The sequence below is a fragment of the Prosthecobacter sp. genome, from assembly GCF_049294395.1.
Classification (GTDB): Bacteria; Verrucomicrobiota; Verrucomicrobiia; order Verrucomicrobiales; family Verrucomicrobiaceae; genus Prosthecobacter.
The window spans coordinates 1-16,677 of record NZ_JBAQCR010000402.1; the positions used below are offsets into that span (position 1 = coordinate 1).

At 58.5% G+C, this 16,677-nt stretch carries 13 protein-coding genes; 2 read left to right on the top strand and 11 right to left on the bottom strand.

Annotation, left to right across the window (positions count from 1 at the left end; all coding sequences use genetic code 11):
- Nucleotides 1–189 precede the first annotated feature (189 nt).
- A complete protein-coding gene (locus WAW39_RS27570; protein WP_422322601.1) occupies nucleotides 190–1,350 on the top strand; it encodes a DEAD/DEAH box helicase in 1,161 nt (386 codons plus the stop codon).
- Here the strand turns inward: WAW39_RS27570 and WAW39_RS27575 are convergent.
- Nucleotides 1,319–2,122, bottom strand: coding sequence for a glycosyltransferase family 2 protein (locus WAW39_RS27575; protein WP_422322497.1), 804 nt, complete (start codon nucleotides 2,120–2,122; stop codon nucleotides 1,319–1,321). The genes WAW39_RS27570 and WAW39_RS27575 overlap by 32 nt on opposite strands.
- Nucleotides 2,123–2,246: 124 nt before the next feature.
- On the opposite strand from WAW39_RS27575, the gene WAW39_RS27580 reads away from it, so the two are divergent.
- Complete coding sequence (locus tag WAW39_RS27580; protein WP_422322499.1) at nucleotides 2,247–3,632, top strand: O-antigen ligase family protein; 1,386 nt, start codon at nucleotides 2,247–2,249, stop codon at nucleotides 3,630–3,632.
- On the opposite strand, the gene WAW39_RS27585 is transcribed toward WAW39_RS27580, so the two are convergent.
- The 10 genes from WAW39_RS27585 to WAW39_RS27630 all read right to left on the bottom strand — a co-directional run bounded on the left by WAW39_RS27585 (nucleotide 3,633) and on the right by WAW39_RS27630 (nucleotide 16,641).
- Nucleotides 3,633–4,298 (bottom strand): response regulator, encoded by a 666-nt coding sequence (locus tag WAW39_RS27585; protein ID WP_422322500.1) that lies wholly within the window; start codon nucleotides 4,296–4,298, stop codon nucleotides 3,633–3,635.
- Nucleotides 4,299–4,429: 131 nt separating this feature from the next.
- On the bottom strand, nucleotides 4,430–5,596 hold the full coding sequence (locus WAW39_RS27590) for an acyltransferase family protein (RefSeq protein WP_422322502.1): 1,167 nt from the start codon (nucleotides 5,594–5,596) through the stop codon (nucleotides 4,430–4,432).
- Nucleotides 5,586–6,986, bottom strand: a complete 1,401-nt coding sequence (locus WAW39_RS27595; protein WP_422322504.1) for a glycosyltransferase family 4 protein — start codon at nucleotides 6,984–6,986, stop codon at nucleotides 5,586–5,588. The genes WAW39_RS27590 and WAW39_RS27595 overlap by 11 nt, the downstream gene beginning before the upstream one ends.
- Nucleotides 6,983–8,059, bottom strand: coding sequence for a polysaccharide biosynthesis/export family protein (locus tag WAW39_RS27600; RefSeq protein WP_422322506.1), 1,077 nt, complete (start codon nucleotides 8,057–8,059; stop codon nucleotides 6,983–6,985). Before WAW39_RS27600 ends, WAW39_RS27595 begins: the two co-directional genes overlap by 4 nt.
- Before the next feature lie 63 nt (nucleotides 8,060–8,122).
- Nucleotides 8,123–8,803, bottom strand: coding sequence for a response regulator (locus tag WAW39_RS27605; protein ID WP_422322508.1), 681 nt, complete (start codon nucleotides 8,801–8,803; stop codon nucleotides 8,123–8,125).
- A 50-nt stretch (nucleotides 8,804–8,853) separates the two neighbouring features.
- Nucleotides 8,854–11,898 carry an SLBB domain-containing protein gene (locus tag WAW39_RS27610; protein ID WP_422322510.1) on the bottom strand — a complete coding sequence of 1,015 codons (3,045 nt, stop codon included), beginning with the start codon at nucleotides 11,896–11,898 and terminating at the stop codon, nucleotides 8,854–8,856.
- Nucleotides 11,895–12,755, bottom strand: a complete 861-nt coding sequence (locus WAW39_RS27615) for an ExeA family protein (RefSeq protein ID WP_422322512.1) — start codon at nucleotides 12,753–12,755, stop codon at nucleotides 11,895–11,897. The genes WAW39_RS27610 and WAW39_RS27615 overlap by 4 nt, the downstream gene beginning before the upstream one ends.
- Before the next feature lie 37 nt (nucleotides 12,756–12,792).
- Entirely contained in the window at nucleotides 12,793–13,950 is a 1,158-nt protein-coding gene (locus WAW39_RS27620) for a glycosyltransferase family 4 protein (protein ID WP_422322514.1), read from the bottom strand.
- On the bottom strand, nucleotides 13,947–15,425 hold the full coding sequence (locus tag WAW39_RS27625) for a WecB/TagA/CpsF family glycosyltransferase (protein WP_422322516.1): 1,479 nt from the start codon (nucleotides 15,423–15,425) through the stop codon (nucleotides 13,947–13,949). Before WAW39_RS27625 ends, WAW39_RS27620 begins: the two co-directional genes overlap by 4 nt.
- Nucleotides 15,412–16,641 carry a glycosyltransferase gene (locus WAW39_RS27630; protein ID WP_422322518.1) on the bottom strand — a complete coding sequence of 410 codons (1,230 nt, stop codon included), beginning with the start codon at nucleotides 16,639–16,641 and terminating at the stop codon, nucleotides 15,412–15,414. The genes WAW39_RS27625 and WAW39_RS27630 overlap by 14 nt, the downstream gene beginning before the upstream one ends.
- Nucleotides 16,642–16,677: the final 36 nt, after the last annotated feature.

The window sequence follows — 16,677 nt, forward strand, 5'->3', positions numbered from 1 at the left end:
CGCCCAGAGCGTGATGGCCGCCGCGGCCCGCCGCGTGGCCGTGAGCGCGATGACAAGCGTCCGCCGCGTGGCCCCCGTGAGGACAAGCCTGAACGTGTGAATTACACCTCGGTGGCTCCGCCCGCGCCGCCGCCTGTCCCTGAAGGTCCCTTTCCTGAGGCCTTTGAAGTTCTCGGTCTCTCGCCAGCCGTGTTGGCAGCCATTCGTGAATCCGGCTACGCAAAGCCCACGACCATTCAGGAAAAATCCATCCCCATCATCCTCACTGGCCGGGATGTCATCGGTGCTTCGCAGACCGGCACTGGCAAGACGGCCGCTTTCGCGCTGCCCACACTCACCCGCCTGGGGGCTCCTGGGAAATTCCGAGTGCTCGTCCTCGAACCTGTCCGTGAACTCGCCGCGCAGGTGGTCGAACAGTTTGAAAAATACGGCAAGCACACGGGCCTCCGCGTTCTCCTTGTCCATGGCGGCGTTGGTTATGACAAGCAACGCAAAGGGTTGCAAGAGGGTGTCGACATCGTTGTTGCCACCCCAGGACGTCTGCTTGATTTCATGCAGGAAGGCATCGCTGACCTCCGCGGCATTGAAGTGCTGATCTTGGATGAAGTCGATCGCATGCTCGACATGGGATTCCTTCCCGACGTGCGCCGCATCATTGAAAAAACTCCTCCTGCACGCCAGACGCTGTTTTTCTCCGCCACGATGCCACCGCAGATCAAGAGCCTCGCGGATTTCGCGCTCAAAGATCCCGAAAGCGTCGAAGTGGGCATCCGCTTCTCCGCTGCCGAGACGGTGAGCCACTACATGTATCCGGTGGCCAGCGACCAGCGCATGGAACTGCTGCTGGCGATCCTGAAGCAGACCCATTTCGAGAGCGTCATGATCTTCACCCGCACCAAGGTGCAGGCTGACCAGATCTACTCCGCGCTCAATCAGCTCAACGAATACAAGGTAGCCGTGATGCACTCCGACATCGGCCAGCGTGACCGCGAGCGCGCCCTGCAGGGCTTCCGCAATGGTGAATTTGAAATCATCGTGGCAACGGACCTGGCCGCGCGTGGTCTGGATGTCAGCGGTGTGACCCATGTGATCAACTACATGGTGCCCGAGCATTCGGAAGACTATGTCCACCGCATCGGCCGCACCGGCCGTGCGCAGAAGGAAGGCGATGCCTTCACCCTCTTCGCCGCTGATGAGCTCATGAACGTGGCCTCCATCGAGCGACTGATCAGTCAGAAGATCGAGAGGCGGAAGCTTGAAGGATTCAGCTACAAGTACACCACCGCCCTCGACGACGAAGATCGCGCCCGCGCTATCCTCACCGGCCGGAAAAAGAAGAAGCGGCGGTAAAGCGCATGAGGGCCCAGGCTTTGAGCCGCTCGTAATGCAAAGCGGGCGGCGCTGAGTCTGGCCGGCGCGTGAACAACGCGCGCAGCATCTGCTGCAGGCTGCGCGGAACGCCGAGCCATGTGACGCGGAGTTTGTAGCAGCGTGCGAATTGAAACACGAGCTGCGCAAACTCGAAGGTGCGGTCATGGCCGCTGCGCTCGTAGCCGAAGCGAAGAGCCAGCCGTTTGCAAACGTGGCCGCGCTGGAGCTGCTCAATGGCCCAGGCGTAGTCTTCGGCGGTGATCAGGCTTTCATCGAATGGGACAGTCGTCCAGGCTTTGCGGCGGATCATGCCCATGCTGTTGCTATAGATGGAGCCAAACTTGAGGCCCTTGGCGCGGAGTTCGTCCCAGGTGATAGCATCGTTGTAGAATGGATCGTCGTCCCACTTGGCGCTGACGCAGGCGACGCGGGGATCCTCAAAGGCGGCGAGCATGCGTTCCACGGCGTCATCGTCTTCCAGGGTGGTGTGCGAGCTCAGCACGAGCACGAGATCCGTGTGAAGATGCCTGAGGCCGTGATTGAGCACGCGCGCATGATGATAGGGCTGTGACCATGCAATCACCCTGCCTCCAGCCTGAGTGATCAGCGCGGCTGAATCATCCGTGCTGCCGGTGTCCACGCCTAGAATGAAAAGGGGGCGAATGGTTTGCGCCTGCAGTCGTTGCAGCACACGAGGAAGGGTGGCTGCGGAGTTCTTGAAGCGGATAAGGACACCGATGGTGGGACGCATGCAGGAGAAGAGGTGAGGGAAAATCTAAATGCGTGAGGAAGAGTTGGCTCCCCCCTCAATCGGGGGCGGTGAGATGATGCGGTGTCGGGGTTTGATTTCAGCTGTGAAGGATCTTTTCAAACTCTTGATTGCCCTGCTTCTCTACGGCGGCTTTGCGCCGTTGCTGGGGGTGATGATGGCATCGCGACGCGCCTGGCAGCGGGCGTTGTTTGGACTGATGATCTTCATGCCCACGCTGCAGCCGGGAAGATTCACGCTGATGATCGGCAGCATCGAGAAGTACCGTGGTCATACCAAGGGCTATGAGGTTTCCCTGATTGAGGTGTTTGCCATCGCTCTGATCATCGCCGTGGCGCAAAGTCCGCGTGATCCGGCGGTGCCGCCGCGCAAAGGATGGCCGCCTGGAACATGGGTGTATGCATTGTGGACGGTGGTGGGCTTGCTCTCTGTGGCCAATGCCTGGGATGCCTCGCTGGCATGGATGGCTTTTTCGCGATTTGGCAAAGGCACGCTGATCTTCGTGGCTGCGGCGATGTATTTGCGTGATGACAAAGACCTGCGTGCCGCCCTGATCGGGCTTGGGTTCAGCCTGGTTGTGCAGGGCTGGATTTGCATGAAGATGCGCTACCTGGAAGGCTACTTTCAGATCAAGGGCTGGTTTGAGCATCAGAACCCCATGTCCATGTGGGCGTACATGACGGCATGCGTGGTATTTGCTGCTGCTTTACACAAGGAGGTGAAGGGGCGCCTGTTGTGGCTATGTCTGGCCGCATTTGGCGGGGCGGGGCTGTGCGTGCTGCTTTCGGTTTCACGAGCGGCACTGGCCGCCTATGCCGTGGGGGCTGCGATCGTACTTGGCATGGCCTGGCTGCGCGGCCCCGGGGTGCGCACAGCCTTGTTTTCTGTGATGGGGGTGGTGGGTGCCGTGCTGGTGATGATGTTTGCCATGGACTCGCTCAACTCACGGCTCAAGGAGGTCCGGGAGAGCAAGGAGAAGAATACGGAGGACCTGCGTCCGGTGCTCAACCGTCAATGCAAGGCCATGTTGCATGATTACCCACTGCTGGGCATCGGGTGGAACAACTACGGCATCGCCAACAGCCGCCCGTTGGGCGCAAAATACAGCGCTATTCTAGAGGAATGGGACGCCGATCGCGGCTTTGCGATTGTGGACGAACTTTACTGGGGGAATCCGCTGACGGAAAGTCTCTACTGGCTGCTGCTGGCGGAGAATGGATGGCTGGGCTGGTCGCTGTTTCTGCTCTTTGAGGCAGTCACGCTTTGGTGCGCCTTCAGAGCGTGGCTTTACTTTGGGAAAAGCCTGATGGGCTATGTGGCTTTCGGAATTCTCGTGGCGCTGTCCATCTGCTACCTGCATGGAACAGTGGAGCGCATTCTGACGCAGACAAAGAATCTGTCTCACTGGCTCATGCTGGCCGGGATGGTGTCCGGGATGGAGATGAGCCGCAGGGCGGCAGTCCGAAGCAAGAAGCAGGTGCGTGTGCGCTGATCAGAAGGCGAGGGCCGGCCCCTGCTGGTTGCGGACATATTTCAGCACGGCTTCGGTGCGTGATCTGACTTTGAGCTTGTGATAGATGGTCTTCAAATAATCACGCACGGTTTCATAACTGATGCCCATCTCGTAGGCGGCTTCTTTGGCGCTGAGGCCTTTCACAAACAGACCGAGCAGTTCATTTTCACGGTGCGTGATGCCGGGAATGCGGGGCTGGACCTTGACCGCTTTCGTTTGGAAAGCTGAGATCACCACGCGTGAAATGGCTGGACTCAGCGGACCTCCGCCGAGCGCTGCGGCGCGAACGGCTTCAAGTAAATGCTCGACAGGTGCGGTCTTCAGAACGTAGCCGCAGGCGCCGGCCTTCAGCGCGGCGAAGACTTGGTGCGGGGTGTCATCTCCGGTGAGCATGACAAAAGCCGTGGCAGGCATGTGGGATTCGAGCATGTTCAAGCAATCAATGCCGGTCTTTCCGGGCAGCTTCATGTCGAGCAGCACGACATCCGGCCTGGAGTCCAAGATGGATGCCTCGGCCTGCTCGGCGTTGTTGAAGATATCCAAAAGTTCAAAGCCATGCTCTGGTGTCAGAAGCTTTCTCAGAAGCGCCTGGAAATGCGGATCATCCTCGACACAGGCGACGCGAATGGATGGCGGGGTGTTCATGATTTTGGGAGCTCAAAAGGAACACTGGAAGTGTGTTACAATGGTACGCTCCGAACGAAACACGCAGACCGCAAGCCGGGTCGTTTCAAATCAGGCTTTGGAAGCAAGAATGAATCGAGGTTTAGGCTTTGCTAAACTTGATTCAACACGAATGAGCTCGATTGCTTATGCGGTGCAGGATTCGTGCCGCTACAGAGACGGCGTCTCAAGCGCAAGAAGGGCTTTTCGACCCACTGATGCATCATCCAGGAGGCTGCGAGCGTGAGGAGGAATGCAACCGTGCCACGAAGCAGCATGAGCTGGAGATGGCTCAGACCTTCAGGTGCAGGCAGCCAGTGCGCGACGAGTGACAGCAGCAGCGCGTGCGACAGGTAAAAGGCATATGAAAGCACGCCTAGCCGGCTGACCCAGCGCCAGTTCAAGAAACGCAGGGGCAGGGCGTCCGAGTAACGGATGACGGCGATGAAGACAGGCATCAAGGCAAGGCCTTGAAGGGTGTAACGCCATGTCTCGCGAAAAGGGACGCTGCGGATGACGAATGTGGCCAGCAGGAGCGCGAGACAGGAAGGCAGCAGCAGCCAAAGCCAGTGACTGCGGCGAATGCGCGTGCCATCCAAGGCTGGATTTCCCCAGACTGCGAGAGCACAGCCAAAGAGCAGGCCATCCAGACGCGTGTCTGTGGCATGGCAGGTGCGTGGATGGTGAGCTGAGCCGGAGTGCAGATCAATGGCGGAGAATTGATGAACCAGCAGCATGCGCCACGCGAGCACGGCGGCGCAGAGGGTCATCAGCAGGGCGAATTGATGACGGCGGTCCGGCATGAAGCGACGCATGCCGAGATAGAGGAAAGGAAAGAGCAGGTAGAAATGCTCCTCCACGGCGAGCGACCAGAGAATCTCCGTGCCGGGTGGCTGCACGCCACCGGTGATCTCCCAGTAGTTGGCGGCGAAGAGGGACTGCGCCATCAATGCCTGACCATGAAAGCCTCCTGGCAAAACACTCAGAGCAGTGAGCAAGGCAATGACAGCCAAGATCAGATAAAACGGCGGGAGAATGCGCAGGGTGCGACGCAGGAAGAACTGGCGGAGATTGGCACCGCCATGCTTTTCGCATTCCATTCGCAGCAGAGTGGTGATGAGGTAGCCGCTGAGAAAGAAGAAGACGGTGACTCCGAACAAGCCGGGAACCACATGGGAGAGACCGGCATGGCTGAGAAAGACAATCAAGATGGCCACAGCGCGCATGCCATCCAGCGAAGGGATGTGAAACGCGCCCTGGCTGGGTGCTTTAGAAGCCATGGTCTGGAATGAGCAGAGGTTGAGGCATGGGCTGCATCGACTCTTCAGAATCGACTATCTGGCTCGCAAAGCCCATGGGGGTGCCCCAGTCGGGTTTGGCTGCACGATGGCCCAGCACCCAGCGATAGACTTCATGGATCTGCACTGCCTTGGCGTCCCATGAGTAAAACTTGCGAACGTGCGCCTGCGCGAGCTCGCCTGCAGTGTGAAGTTGTGAGGGATCTTCGCGCAGCTCCGTGAGCAGCTGGCGCAGGCGGGTGACGATGTCTTCACGCGTGGTCATGGGAAGCACGTAGCCGGTTCCTGGTGGCACCAATTCGGGCGGGCCGCCGTGATCCAGCACCACAGCTGGGATTCCCAACGCCATGGCTTCCAACACGACGCCGCCGCCGAATTCACGAATGCTGGGGAATACGAAGAGATCGCTCTCACGAAGGCGGGCGCCGAGCTGGGCATGTGGAATCCAGCCGTCCATGCAAACGCCAGAGGTGATGTTCTCGCTTTGCGCCATGGCTTGCAGACGCTCGCGTTCGGGACCGTCGCCAATGATGTCGAGGTGCAGCGCGCCACTGCGAATCAAGGGGGCGGCGGCGGCAATGAGCATGTCCACGCCCTTCAGGGCCACGAGGCGGCCCACAAAGGAAATGCGGAGCAGTTTGGAAGGATCTGTGACGGCGGGTGCTTTGGGCGTGAGCGGAAATTTTTCCAAATCGACCGCGTTCTCGGGCATGAAGATGCAGCGGCTGCGAAGATGTGCGGGCATTTCATGGAGGGTGGTGCGTGAAGCGGTGAGAATGGCGTGCGCGGATTCACGTGTTTGTTTCAAGCCCGGTGAGAAACGGTAGAAAGCACGCAGGCGACCCGCGCCATCGCGCTCCTGCTGACGCAAATCATCAAAGCCCTGCGGCCATGGCACGCCACCATTCAAAGGACCCAGCACGAAGGGAACGCCGATCTTTTTCAGCCGGGGCGCGATCCAGCTTGCCGTGGTGGGAGAGAGGGGCAGCAGGCGGTGTACGAGATCGAATTCACCAGCGCGGAGTCTGGGGCCGAAGGTCTGCCAGAGTTTGCGCTCAAAGAATGGATAAACGAGATTGGAGAGCACGGCATAGAGGCTCCAACTGAAGCTCCCTTTGCGGCTGAACTTCGTGGCCAGACTCCATGAGAGGTGCTGCAGGCGGCGGTTGTTGATGGCGGTGAAGTCGGTGCCCTCCACCATGCCGGCGCGAAGAAAATCATCGCGATTGCGCCACTCGGTGACGATGTGGGCATCGGTCTGTGCGGCGATGGCCTTCGCGCAGGACCAGCCGACCAGCGCCGCGCTGGTGAGTGTCGGATTGGCTGCCTCGGCAATGATAAGCGGGCGGATGCGACGAGGGGAGGTGGTCATTGTGTGGGGCTGGAGGGGCCGATGTTGAGGTTCAAACCAATGGGTGTGGCATTTGGCGCTCCGGCTGAGTTGCCTTCATTGGCCGCGACCAGGCGCGTGAAGGTATTGACCGCATCACGCAAAAAACCGCCGGGGGACATGCTGCCACTGCCGGGCACATAGACGATGTCTCCGGGTTCCAAACGGACATTGGTGGCTTTGCCCTGGATGATGTCTCTGGCATTGACCGTGGCGATTTTGGGCTCCGTCAGTGAACCGCGCACAATGGTGACGTGAGTAAGGTCAGCCTCAGGCCGGATGCCGAGTCCACGACCGAGTGCGGTGATCAAGTTCATTTCGTTCATGAAACCCACGGGGCGGGGCTCGGTGACGGCACCCAAAACATAGATTTCATTGGTCATGGAGGACGGGAGATAAATGAAGTCATCGGGCTCGATGTAGATGTTTTGGGACATGTCGCCTTCACGGATGAGCTTCTGAAAATCCACCGGCAGCATTTTGCCGCCGCGCATGAGAAAGCTGTGGCTGAGATCGGCGAGTTCTTCGGTGGTGCCGGTGAAGCTTGAGGCGAAAAGACCGCCGGCCTGAGTGACTGCATCCAGCACGCGCATGGGCCGGTTCAATGGGTAGATGCCAGGAGAATTGACACGCCCCAGCACCCACACCCGCTGGCTGCTGACCTCACGCAGCGTCACTGAAACCTGCGGCTGCTTGTAGTAGCGTGTGAGCATTTTTTCCATTTCCTCACGGAGCTGTGTTGTCGGCTTGCCCTTCACATCAATGCCGGGAAGCAGGTCGAAATAGAGCTTGCTGTCAGGCGTGACAAAGGTGTCCGCGCGTGTGCCGGTTTCACCGATGATTTCGATCTCCAGCTTGTCCCCTGGCCCCAGCGTATATGGTTTGGGCGAGGGCTTGAGCCACTCGGGATGGATGGGTTCCTGGCGCTTGGTCTGTGTGAAGGCGGCGTCCGTGATGGTGCCTTGTGAGCGGGCATCGAATTTTTTCTGCTCCTTCATCATTGAGCAGGCATTGAGCAGCGCAAGGCAGCAGGGGATCAGAGCGGTAAATCTCATGCGCAAACATCCCTGCTGCACAATCCGTCGACAATCCCCGCAGCTGTGGGGTTGCTGAAAAGGCTACTTGGTTTGATCAAGGTATTTGATCACGGCCTCGGTGCGGGAGCGCACGTGCAGCTTGGCATACACCGACTTGAGGTAGTCGCGCACGGTGGCATAGCTGATACCCAGTTTGTCAGACACTTCCTTTGGCACCATGCCCTCAGAGAGCATTTCGAGAATCTGGCATTCCCGAGGCGTGAGGCCCGGCATGCGTTTGCGCACGGTTTTCGCCGGGTTTTGAAACGACTGGATGAGCAGGAGGGCAATCTCCTGGCTGAGCGGGGCTCCGCCTGCGCTGGCTTGAAGGATGCCGGCGATGATCTCGGATGATTTTGAACTCTTTAACAAATAGCCGCTGGCACCTGCACGCAGCGCCGCGAACACCCTTTGTGAATCATCATGAATCGTGAGCACCACAAATGCCGTGGCAGGCATGCGCGGTGCAAGATGGCGGATCAGATCCATGCCACACATGTGGGGAAGCTCGAGATCAACGACCACGACATCAGGCCGCGTTTCGAGCAGCGGTTTCGCGGCGGCTTCGGCGCTCTCCCATGCTCCCGCAAACGCCAGCTGGCCTCCAGGTTTGCTGATAAGCTTCTTTAGAAACAATCGCAGAGTCGGATCGTCCTCGATCACGGCCACTTGCAGAATGCGATTGGCGACAGGTGTTGCAGCAGGCTCCAGAGTGGCGATCATGAATCCAATGAACTGAAGGAAATAATGTGCAGCTATTGCGTGAACCTTTATTAGCGCAGCTGTGGCAGGATCGGCTGCTGAATGTAGGGGCCGATGTTGGCGCGGGTCCAGCCTGATACGGCCCCCTGAAGGAAGGCGTTGATCGCCATGTGGAGCAGTTCCTCGGCACGGGCCCAGGGCTTGTCAGCGACAAACAAGATGTCCTTTGGTTCCAGGTGGAAACCCTTGGCGCGTGCAGTGAGCACGTCCTCCATATCCACCACGAAGCGCTCGGGTTTTTCAAAGGAGCCGCGCACCACGAGCACACGCCGTGTGTAGGCTTTCGGCGTGAAGCCGCCCGCCTGAGCGATGGCGCTGTGGACGGAAGTGTGGGCCAGCAGACCTTGAGTGCCCTGCATTTTCACATCCCCGAGCACATAGATTTCGTTGGAGTTGGCGGAAGGGAAGTAGAGGTAATCCCCCGGCTCGACACGGGCGTTCTGCTTCATGTCGCCGTGCAGAAAGAGCGCCTCCAAGTTGACCGGCAAACGAGTCTGTCCGCGCATGACGAAACTGCGGCCGAGGTCTGCGAGTTCCACGGTGTTCTGCTGAAACAAGCCGGTTTCCAAACCACCGGCTTCAGCCACCACTTCGAGAATGGTGAGAGGGCGGTCCAGATTGATGGCCCCTTTTTTCACCACTTTGCCGAGCACATAAACTTTGCGGCTTTGAAAGGTGGATGGAGTGACCACGACGCGGGCGTTGCGGTAGTAGCGCCGCAGTTCGGTGACCAGTTTTTCGCGCAGTTGATCCAGGCTCAATCCAGACGCCTGGATGTCGCGCGCCTGCATGTAGGTCAGTTTGCCATCTGGGCCGACCGGCACTTCCTTGCGCTCCAGACCTTCAAAGCCGGGCATGTTGATGTTCACCGCATCTCCTGGACCAAGCGGGAGGGCCGTCTGCGCCGAGGCTGAGGAAAAGCTGCCGAGCAACAGGGCGAGTGCGCCGAAACGAGCCAGTGCGGCGGGGCGCAGCGCTGGTGCACGGTCCAGCACGGCGGCGATGAGCCTGCAACCTGCGTCACGATACATGCGCAGCGCATCCTGGACCTTTTGCACCAGGCATGTACCGCTGGAACCGGCCCAGAGGAGGTTGGGAAGCTGCTCAGCGATAAGCAAGGCCTCCGGCTGCTCCACAGCTGGGAGTTCGATGAGGATCACCACGCCTGGCAGTGTTCGCCAGTGTGCGAGTGCAGCCTGCCATTGCTGTCTTTGTGAGGGAGTCCACTGCCATTCTTCATCCATGCCGATCCGGTAAGGGCGGTCGGTGATTTCGCGGGTGATCTTTCCGGGACGTTCAGGCTGATCCACGGCTGCCGTGAGCGTGAGGGCATCCTCAGTGAGCTCTCGTGTGATCGTGATGCATGCCAGACCACGCCGGATGGCGGCATCAGCGAGCAGTCCGATCAAACGGGAGGCTGCGTTGTCCTCAGCGGCATGCAACACACCGCAGATCATGGCGCCGCCACTGGTAGGCGTTTGCAGCATGGGCTGCAGCCTTGTCCAGGTGCGGAAGGCCCAGGACTCTTCATTTTCAGTGGCGGAATCAAGCCTCAATGGCAATGCTCCCAGAACAGGAAGACCGGTGGCGCGTTTCAAATCACCGCTGCTGCGGATGTAGCCGTCAAGCAGCGTCAGAATTACAACGATGGCGGCCACCAGCAGCGCGCCGCCGCCAAATCCACCGGCGCCTGCCATGATGAGTTTCTGTGTTGGCTTTACGGCGATCACGTCCTGAGCACGTGACATGGAAAAAAGCCGGAAGTACCCTTGTGAATTCTCTTCGTAGAGCGCTGCTTCGCGCTGACGTCCGGCCAGCAGGGCGCGGGAGGTCTCCAGAGTCTGCTTGCGAGATTTGATGTGGGCGTATTCCATGGCCTGGCGTGGGAGCAGTGCCAGGCGCTGATTGATTCCTTCACGCACTGCGAGGAGCTTCGTCAACTGATCGCCCATGACCTGCTTTTCAGAGCGAAGACGCACCAGATCGAGGTATAAACTTTCCGCCACATTGCTTTCGCCGGGTTTGGGCGGTGCATCAGTGCGCATGCCGGAAGACTTCATCTGCTGTTCCAAAGAATTTAGCTTTTCCATGGATTCGACCACGGCAGGATGTTCGTCGGTGTATCGAACCCGCAGGTCGGCGAGTTCTTTTTTAGCGGTGTCTACTCTTGCTGCATTGGTGTCCACCTTGCCCAGTTCACGTTCAATGCCCAGGATGCGTACGTCGAGGGTGTCATGGTCGAGCTTCAAGGTCTCATACTTCAGCGTGAAATTGCCCAGTTCAGCCAACCATGCATCCATCTGCTTGTCGGCATCGAGGAGATGGGACTGGCGGCCATAGGCCAGCAGTTCTTCATTAACCTTGAGCAAATCGGCATCGGTGCGCTCAATCTGCTTTTGCAGGAAGGCCTTCATGTTTGAAGCATCGCTGCGCTGAAGCTCCCGTGAGAGCTGGAGCACGGTCTCGGTATAGGCCTTCAGCATCTCAAGCACGGCATCGGCACTGACATTTGAGGTCATGCTGATGTTTACAATGTCGGTATTGCGTTCAGCAGCGACAATCAATCCTGAACGAAGCGCACTCTCTTCATAGCGATGCTCCAACTGAATGGCGGTGGCTGCGATGGTGGCGCCCGAGTACATGAGCGACATGAGCGTCGGAATCGTGAGGTCCGTAGGTTTGAACGATTCTCCGGAATCCGACTGTCTGAAGGCGGAGGCTAGCTGCTGCTTGATGATCTGGGACTTGACGGTGTAAAGCGTTTCAAACCGCAGCCAGCCCACGGTCAGCATTGCCGCAGAGAAGATCAAACCTGCCAGCAACATCAGCCACCAACGACGGATGAGGGCGTCGATCACACGAAGTGGATCGAATGGGAGTTTGATGGAAGGTGCTGCTGGTTCGGCGGATGCTGCCGCCGGTATTGCAGAGGTGGGGAGTTCCAAGGGCTCGATGAGCGCGGGGGCCTCACGCTGCCGGGTAACAACCGGGCAGCTGATGCCGCGTTTACGATTGATCGCAGTCAGGCTGAGGGAAGTTGGAGGCACTGCGTTCATGAGACACAGGAAAGAGCCGTGGAGATGCCGAGCAGCTGGTCTTGGCGGTACAAATCACAGGCCACATCATGCAGGATTTGTGCGGTGACTATAGTGCTGCCAGATGCCCAGGCATGTTCCAGGCACAGTTTCGCAGTGCGGTTGATCTCGCGCGGAATACCGCAGGTCATATGATGCAGCTGAATCAACGCATCTGCTTCGAACACTGAGCCGTCGGCATGGCCGGCTGCTTTCAAACGATGTTCCACAAAGTTTGCGGTATCTGACTCAGCCAAAGGCATGAGATGAAATCTAAGTCCGATGCGTTGCTGGATAGCCTGATTGCTGTTTACCAGCCTGCGCAGCGGAGGCTGGCCGATCAGCAGCAATGTCAGCAGTGGGCGTCCAGCGCCGTTGAAATTGGTCAGCCAGCCGAGCTGTCTGAGAGTTTCTTCAGGCATGTCCTGCGCTTCATCGAACAGAATGATGACGTGCCGGCCACGCTCTGCCGCATTCTCACACAGGGCTTTCATGTGTTCGCAGCGGCCAAACCTTCCTTTGGGCAGTTGATCTGCGTCCGGATCGAGCTGAGAGAGGATGGATTGCAGCAGTTCATCAAAGCTGAATCCTGAATTTTCACAGCTGACGACAATAAACGAGCAAGGATGCAGGCTCTGGGCCAAAACAGCACTGGTGATCGTTTTGCCGCAGCCGATGTCGCCTGTCAGCATGCCCAGGTTCATGGTTTTTTCGCTGGCGAGGTAGAGCAGGCGGTCGAGGGCCTCCTGATGCTGGGGACTGCGATAATAAAAACGCGTGTCCCATGTGGCCTCAAAGGGCTTTGAGTCGAGCTGCCAATGGTGAAGAAAGTCGGACATTTTTCGTGAAGAAACTTCTGCCCCGATCCCCCTGCCCTCAACCCCCCCAACTGCGGGAACCAGTGAAGGGTTTTTCATAGACCTCCATGACGCGTCTGGCATTGTCGTCCCAATTGAAGCGTCTGGCATTTTGCAGGCCGGCTGGAATCAGGGCCTCCCGCTTTTCGCGATGCAAAGCGACCTCCTGCAGAGCCTGAGCCATGTCTCCGACGTCCTCGGGGTTGATGATGCGTGCAGCAGTGCCGACGACTTCAGCCAGCGAGCCGCACTTCGAAGTGATGACAGGGCATCCGCAAGCCATGGCCTCGATGGGCGGGAGGCCGAATCCTTCAAACAATGAAGGGTAAACCATGGTGGAGGCCGCACGGTACAGATCAGGCAGCACGGTGTCTTCGACAAACCCAAGGAAACGAATGTCCTTGGCGTGGCGGGAATCCCGTGCTGCCGAGTGAATGTGTTCTGCGCCATGCCAGTCACTACCTGCCAGCACAAGCTGCCAGGGGGAGCCGGTGCTGGTTTTGAACTGATCAAAGGCCTCGATGAGACGAGTGTGATTTTTGGCCGGATGCTCGAGCCGCGACACATAAAGAAAGAAGGGCTCCTTCAGCTGCCAGCGTTGTTCCACCTGGGCACAGGCGGCGGCGCGGTCTCCCGGATTAAAACGTGCGTGATCAATGCCGTTGAGAATCACATTCTGTTTCTGGACCGGCACGCCAAAGTAGTGCTCAATGTCCTGGGCCGTGCTGGTGCTGACCGCAATGATGCCATTCTGCCTGCGGGCAAGATGTTTCACGATGACACGGCCGTAAATCATGCGGGCGAGGTCATATTTTTTCTTCACATGAAACGGGGCAAGGTCATGAATGGTGGAGACGAGATGACAATGTGCGGTGTGAACCATGCGGCGGTAGCTGGGCACGTGCAGTACATCGATCTCCTGCTTTTCGAGCCATCTTGGCAGCACCTGCTGATGCCACCAGATGTTTCGCACGGCGGGACGCCAATGCTCGTCGACCGGGACTATCTGCATTCTTCCTCGCGCAAATTCGAACAGAGGCACATCCTGGGCCAGGGCGAGGATGTGAAATTTGACCACGTCCGCGTAAGGCAGGAGCGCCTTGGTGAGGGCCAGAACGTACTGAGCCACGCCGGTTTTACCGCGCTGGATGACGCTGGTGGAGATGGCGATTTTCATGATGCGAGAAGATGTTCCATTTGTTCGTGACGCAGGGATTCATGCACGACCGGGCTGGCATTGGTGAAGCGCAGGTGGATGTGCTGGCTGCTGGCATGATCCTTCAAGCGGGCCATCAGGCCCAGGCCGCCGCTGTCCATGAGCTGAACCCCTTTCAGATCGATAACGACCGGATTGCGGGCATCGGCAGCATTCTGGATGACTCCCAGTGCGCCACGCCAGAGGCCATCCACACTACTAGTGGTGACTGCGCCGCTCCAGTCGAGGTGAAGTGGCACGGTCTTGGTGGGGGATGGAGAAGCAGGTGCGCTGGCGTTCAAGATTTTGTTCAGCGCTTCCTCACGGCTGGCCGCCTGGCTGAAGATGGAGTTTAGCCGGGTCATCTGCAGCAGTTTGAGTATTGCGGGCGAGACGGTGGACAGCACCAACTGCTTGCCAGACTGACGGCAGCGTTTTTGCATGCGCATGAGCAGGCCAAGACCGGTGCTGTCGATGAACTGAGCGCCGCCGCAGTCGATGATGATGCCCTCTTCTGGTCCTTCGAGGGTGTGCATCCAAACTTGCTCGATGACGCGCACCTCCGCTGCATCCAGGCGCTCGGGGCAGAAAAGTTCCGGAACACTCGAAAGCTGTATATCCGAGGTTTTGGCAGGTGTGGGAATGAGCGGAGGGGCCGGGGTGGTGCGTCTGCTGCTTCGAGTCAACCACCACTGTTTCACAATCGTCAGTCCGAATATCACGAAATCCGTGGCGTAGCGTTTGAACAAACGCCGTGGCTCCTGGAGCAGCCGGTACAGCCATTCGAGTCCGATCTTTTGCATCCAGAGCGGCGCGCGCTGCATGTGGCCTGCGAGAAAGTCGATCGTTGCCCCGACGCCGATCGTCACCGGTGCTCCGGCGCGCTGGTAGTTCATGGCGATCCACTTTTCCTGCTTCGGACAGCCGAAGGACACAAACAGCAGATCAGGATTGGTGGAGTGAATGTCAGCGCAAATGGTTGCATGATCCATTTCATGCAGAGGCTTGAACGGCGGAGACATGACGCCTGCGATCTTTAGCCTTGGGTGGCGCTCCTGGACGACCTGGACTGCCTTCTCTGCCACCTCTTTCTTCCCACCGAGAAAATAAACGCTCCAGTTTTTTTCTTCTGCGAGAGCCAGGAGCTTTGGGACAAGGTCAGAGCCAGCCACGCGTTCTGGAAGCGCATTGCCGAGCCAGCGCGAGGCCCAGACAAGGGGCATGCCATCGCATACCACGAGATGTGCATCGAGCAAAATGCGACGCAGATCCTCGTCATACATGGCGAGCGCGGTGAAATCGACATTTGCGGTAGCGATGTAATGAGGTTTGCGCGAGGCAATCATTCCGGAGATGGCCTCCAGAGTCTGATCAGTCGTCACGTTGTCGAACGGGACGCCGAGCATGGACAACGACGGTCCGCTGCGTGGTGTGAATGCTGCTTCAGTTGTGTTCATGGGAGTTCTTTGCCGGCTGGAAATGCTGTGAGTAGTAGCTGCTGAGCTGCTGACCCAGACCGGGCCAGCCAAAGCGTCCGCGACAGGTCTGCATGCCGCGCTCCTCGATTTTCTGGCGCAGCGCTTCGTCATGGAGCATGCGCTCGGTGTAGTGTGCGAACATTTCAGGGGTGTCAGCCAGGAGAATGTCCGTGCCATGGGCCAGATGCAGGCCCTGCGCGCCGATGGTGGTGCTGATCACCGGAGTCCCCATCGCCATGCTTTCCGGAATCTTGAGCCTGGTGCCGCCGCCAATGCGCAGCGGCACGATCTGCGCCCAGGCACGACGATACCATGGCCGCACATCCGGAACGCCGCCTGTCACGGTGACGTCTGGCAGTCTGCTGTAAGCTTTGACTTCTTCGGTCGGTGATTTGCCAACAATCAACACCTGCAGGTCTGGCACCAGCTTTTTCAGACGCGGGTGAATTTCACCAAAATACCAGCGCAGGGCATCCACGTTCGGCATGTAGTCCATGGCGCCGCAATAAAGAACCGTGGGTGCTGCATCGCGGGAGACCTCTGCGGAATTGGGGCTGAAGTAGTCGAGATCGACCCCGTTCGTAACCACTTCTACTGGCACATGGGTGCTCACCTGGGAGCGGATGAAAGTCTCGTCATCCGGGCCGCACACCACCTGCACAGAACTGCGGCGGGCGACCTTGTGCTCGAACCGGCGCAGCTTCCAGACCTGCTCGCGGTAAAGGAGGGATGATTTGATGCCTTTGGGCATGCGCGCGTACTGCTCCTTCTGAAACTGCAGATCCACCCGACTGCGGTCCACGCTCAGCGGTATCTCCAAATGGTCTTTGAGGAAGTACTGCGCCATGACGATGTCGCACACATGCACCATGTCGTATTCATTTTGGTCGAGCATGTTGCCGATGGTGTCGGCAAGCTGAGGCAACCACCAGTGACGGATTGTCGTTGGCAGAGAGTTGAAAAGACGGTCGGGAAACAAGCTTGGCCATGGTGGATGCTCGAAAGGAACGAAGACCACCTTGCGGCAGAAGCTTTCGAAGATGCCGCGATGCTCCACGCGCTCGCCCTTTTCGGAGAGCGCAATCAAATCGATCGTGTGATTTTTGGCCAGCTCACGCAGCAGATGAAACACCCGCTGATAGGTGCCGCGGTCGATCGGGTAGGGGATGTAAGGGTAAACAACCAGGATGTGCATGAGCAGGGAGAACTGCACGTACCAAAGCTGAAATCA

Bases quoted from the DNA above. Each gene is read 5' to 3' on its own strand.
- WAW39_RS27625 (WP_422322516.1), bottom strand. From the start codon at position 15,425: ATGAACACAACTGAAGCAGCATTCACACCACGCAGCGGACCGTCGTTG.
- WAW39_RS27610 (WP_422322510.1), bottom strand. From the start codon at position 11,898: ATGAACGCAGTGCCTCCAACTTCCCTCAGCCTGACTGCGATCAATCGT.
- WAW39_RS27585 (WP_422322500.1), bottom strand. From the start codon at position 4,298: ATGAACACCCCGCCATCCATTCGCGTCGCCTGTGTCGAGGATGATCCG.
- WAW39_RS27615 (WP_422322512.1), bottom strand. From the start codon at position 12,755: ATGTCCGACTTTCTTCACCATTGGCAGCTCGACTCAAAGCCCTTTGAG.
- WAW39_RS27605 (WP_422322508.1), bottom strand. From the start codon at position 8,803: ATGATCGCCACTCTGGAGCCTGCTGCAACACCTGTCGCCAATCGCATT.
- WAW39_RS27630 (WP_422322518.1), bottom strand. From the start codon at position 16,641: ATGCACATCCTGGTTGTTTACCCTTACATCCCCTACCCGATCGACCGC.
- WAW39_RS27575 (WP_422322497.1), bottom strand. From the start codon at position 2,122: ATGCGTCCCACCATCGGTGTCCTTATCCGCTTCAAGAACTCCGCAGCC.
- WAW39_RS27620 (WP_422322514.1), bottom strand. From the start codon at position 13,950: ATGAAAATCGCCATCTCCACCAGCGTCATCCAGCGCGGTAAAACCGGC.
- WAW39_RS27595 (WP_422322504.1), bottom strand. From the start codon at position 6,986: ATGACCACCTCCCCTCGTCGCATCCGCCCGCTTATCATTGCCGAGGCA.
- WAW39_RS27600 (WP_422322506.1), bottom strand. From the start codon at position 8,059: ATGAGATTTACCGCTCTGATCCCCTGCTGCCTTGCGCTGCTCAATGCC.
- WAW39_RS27590 (WP_422322502.1), bottom strand. From the start codon at position 5,596: ATGGCTTCTAAAGCACCCAGCCAGGGCGCGTTTCACATCCCTTCGCTG.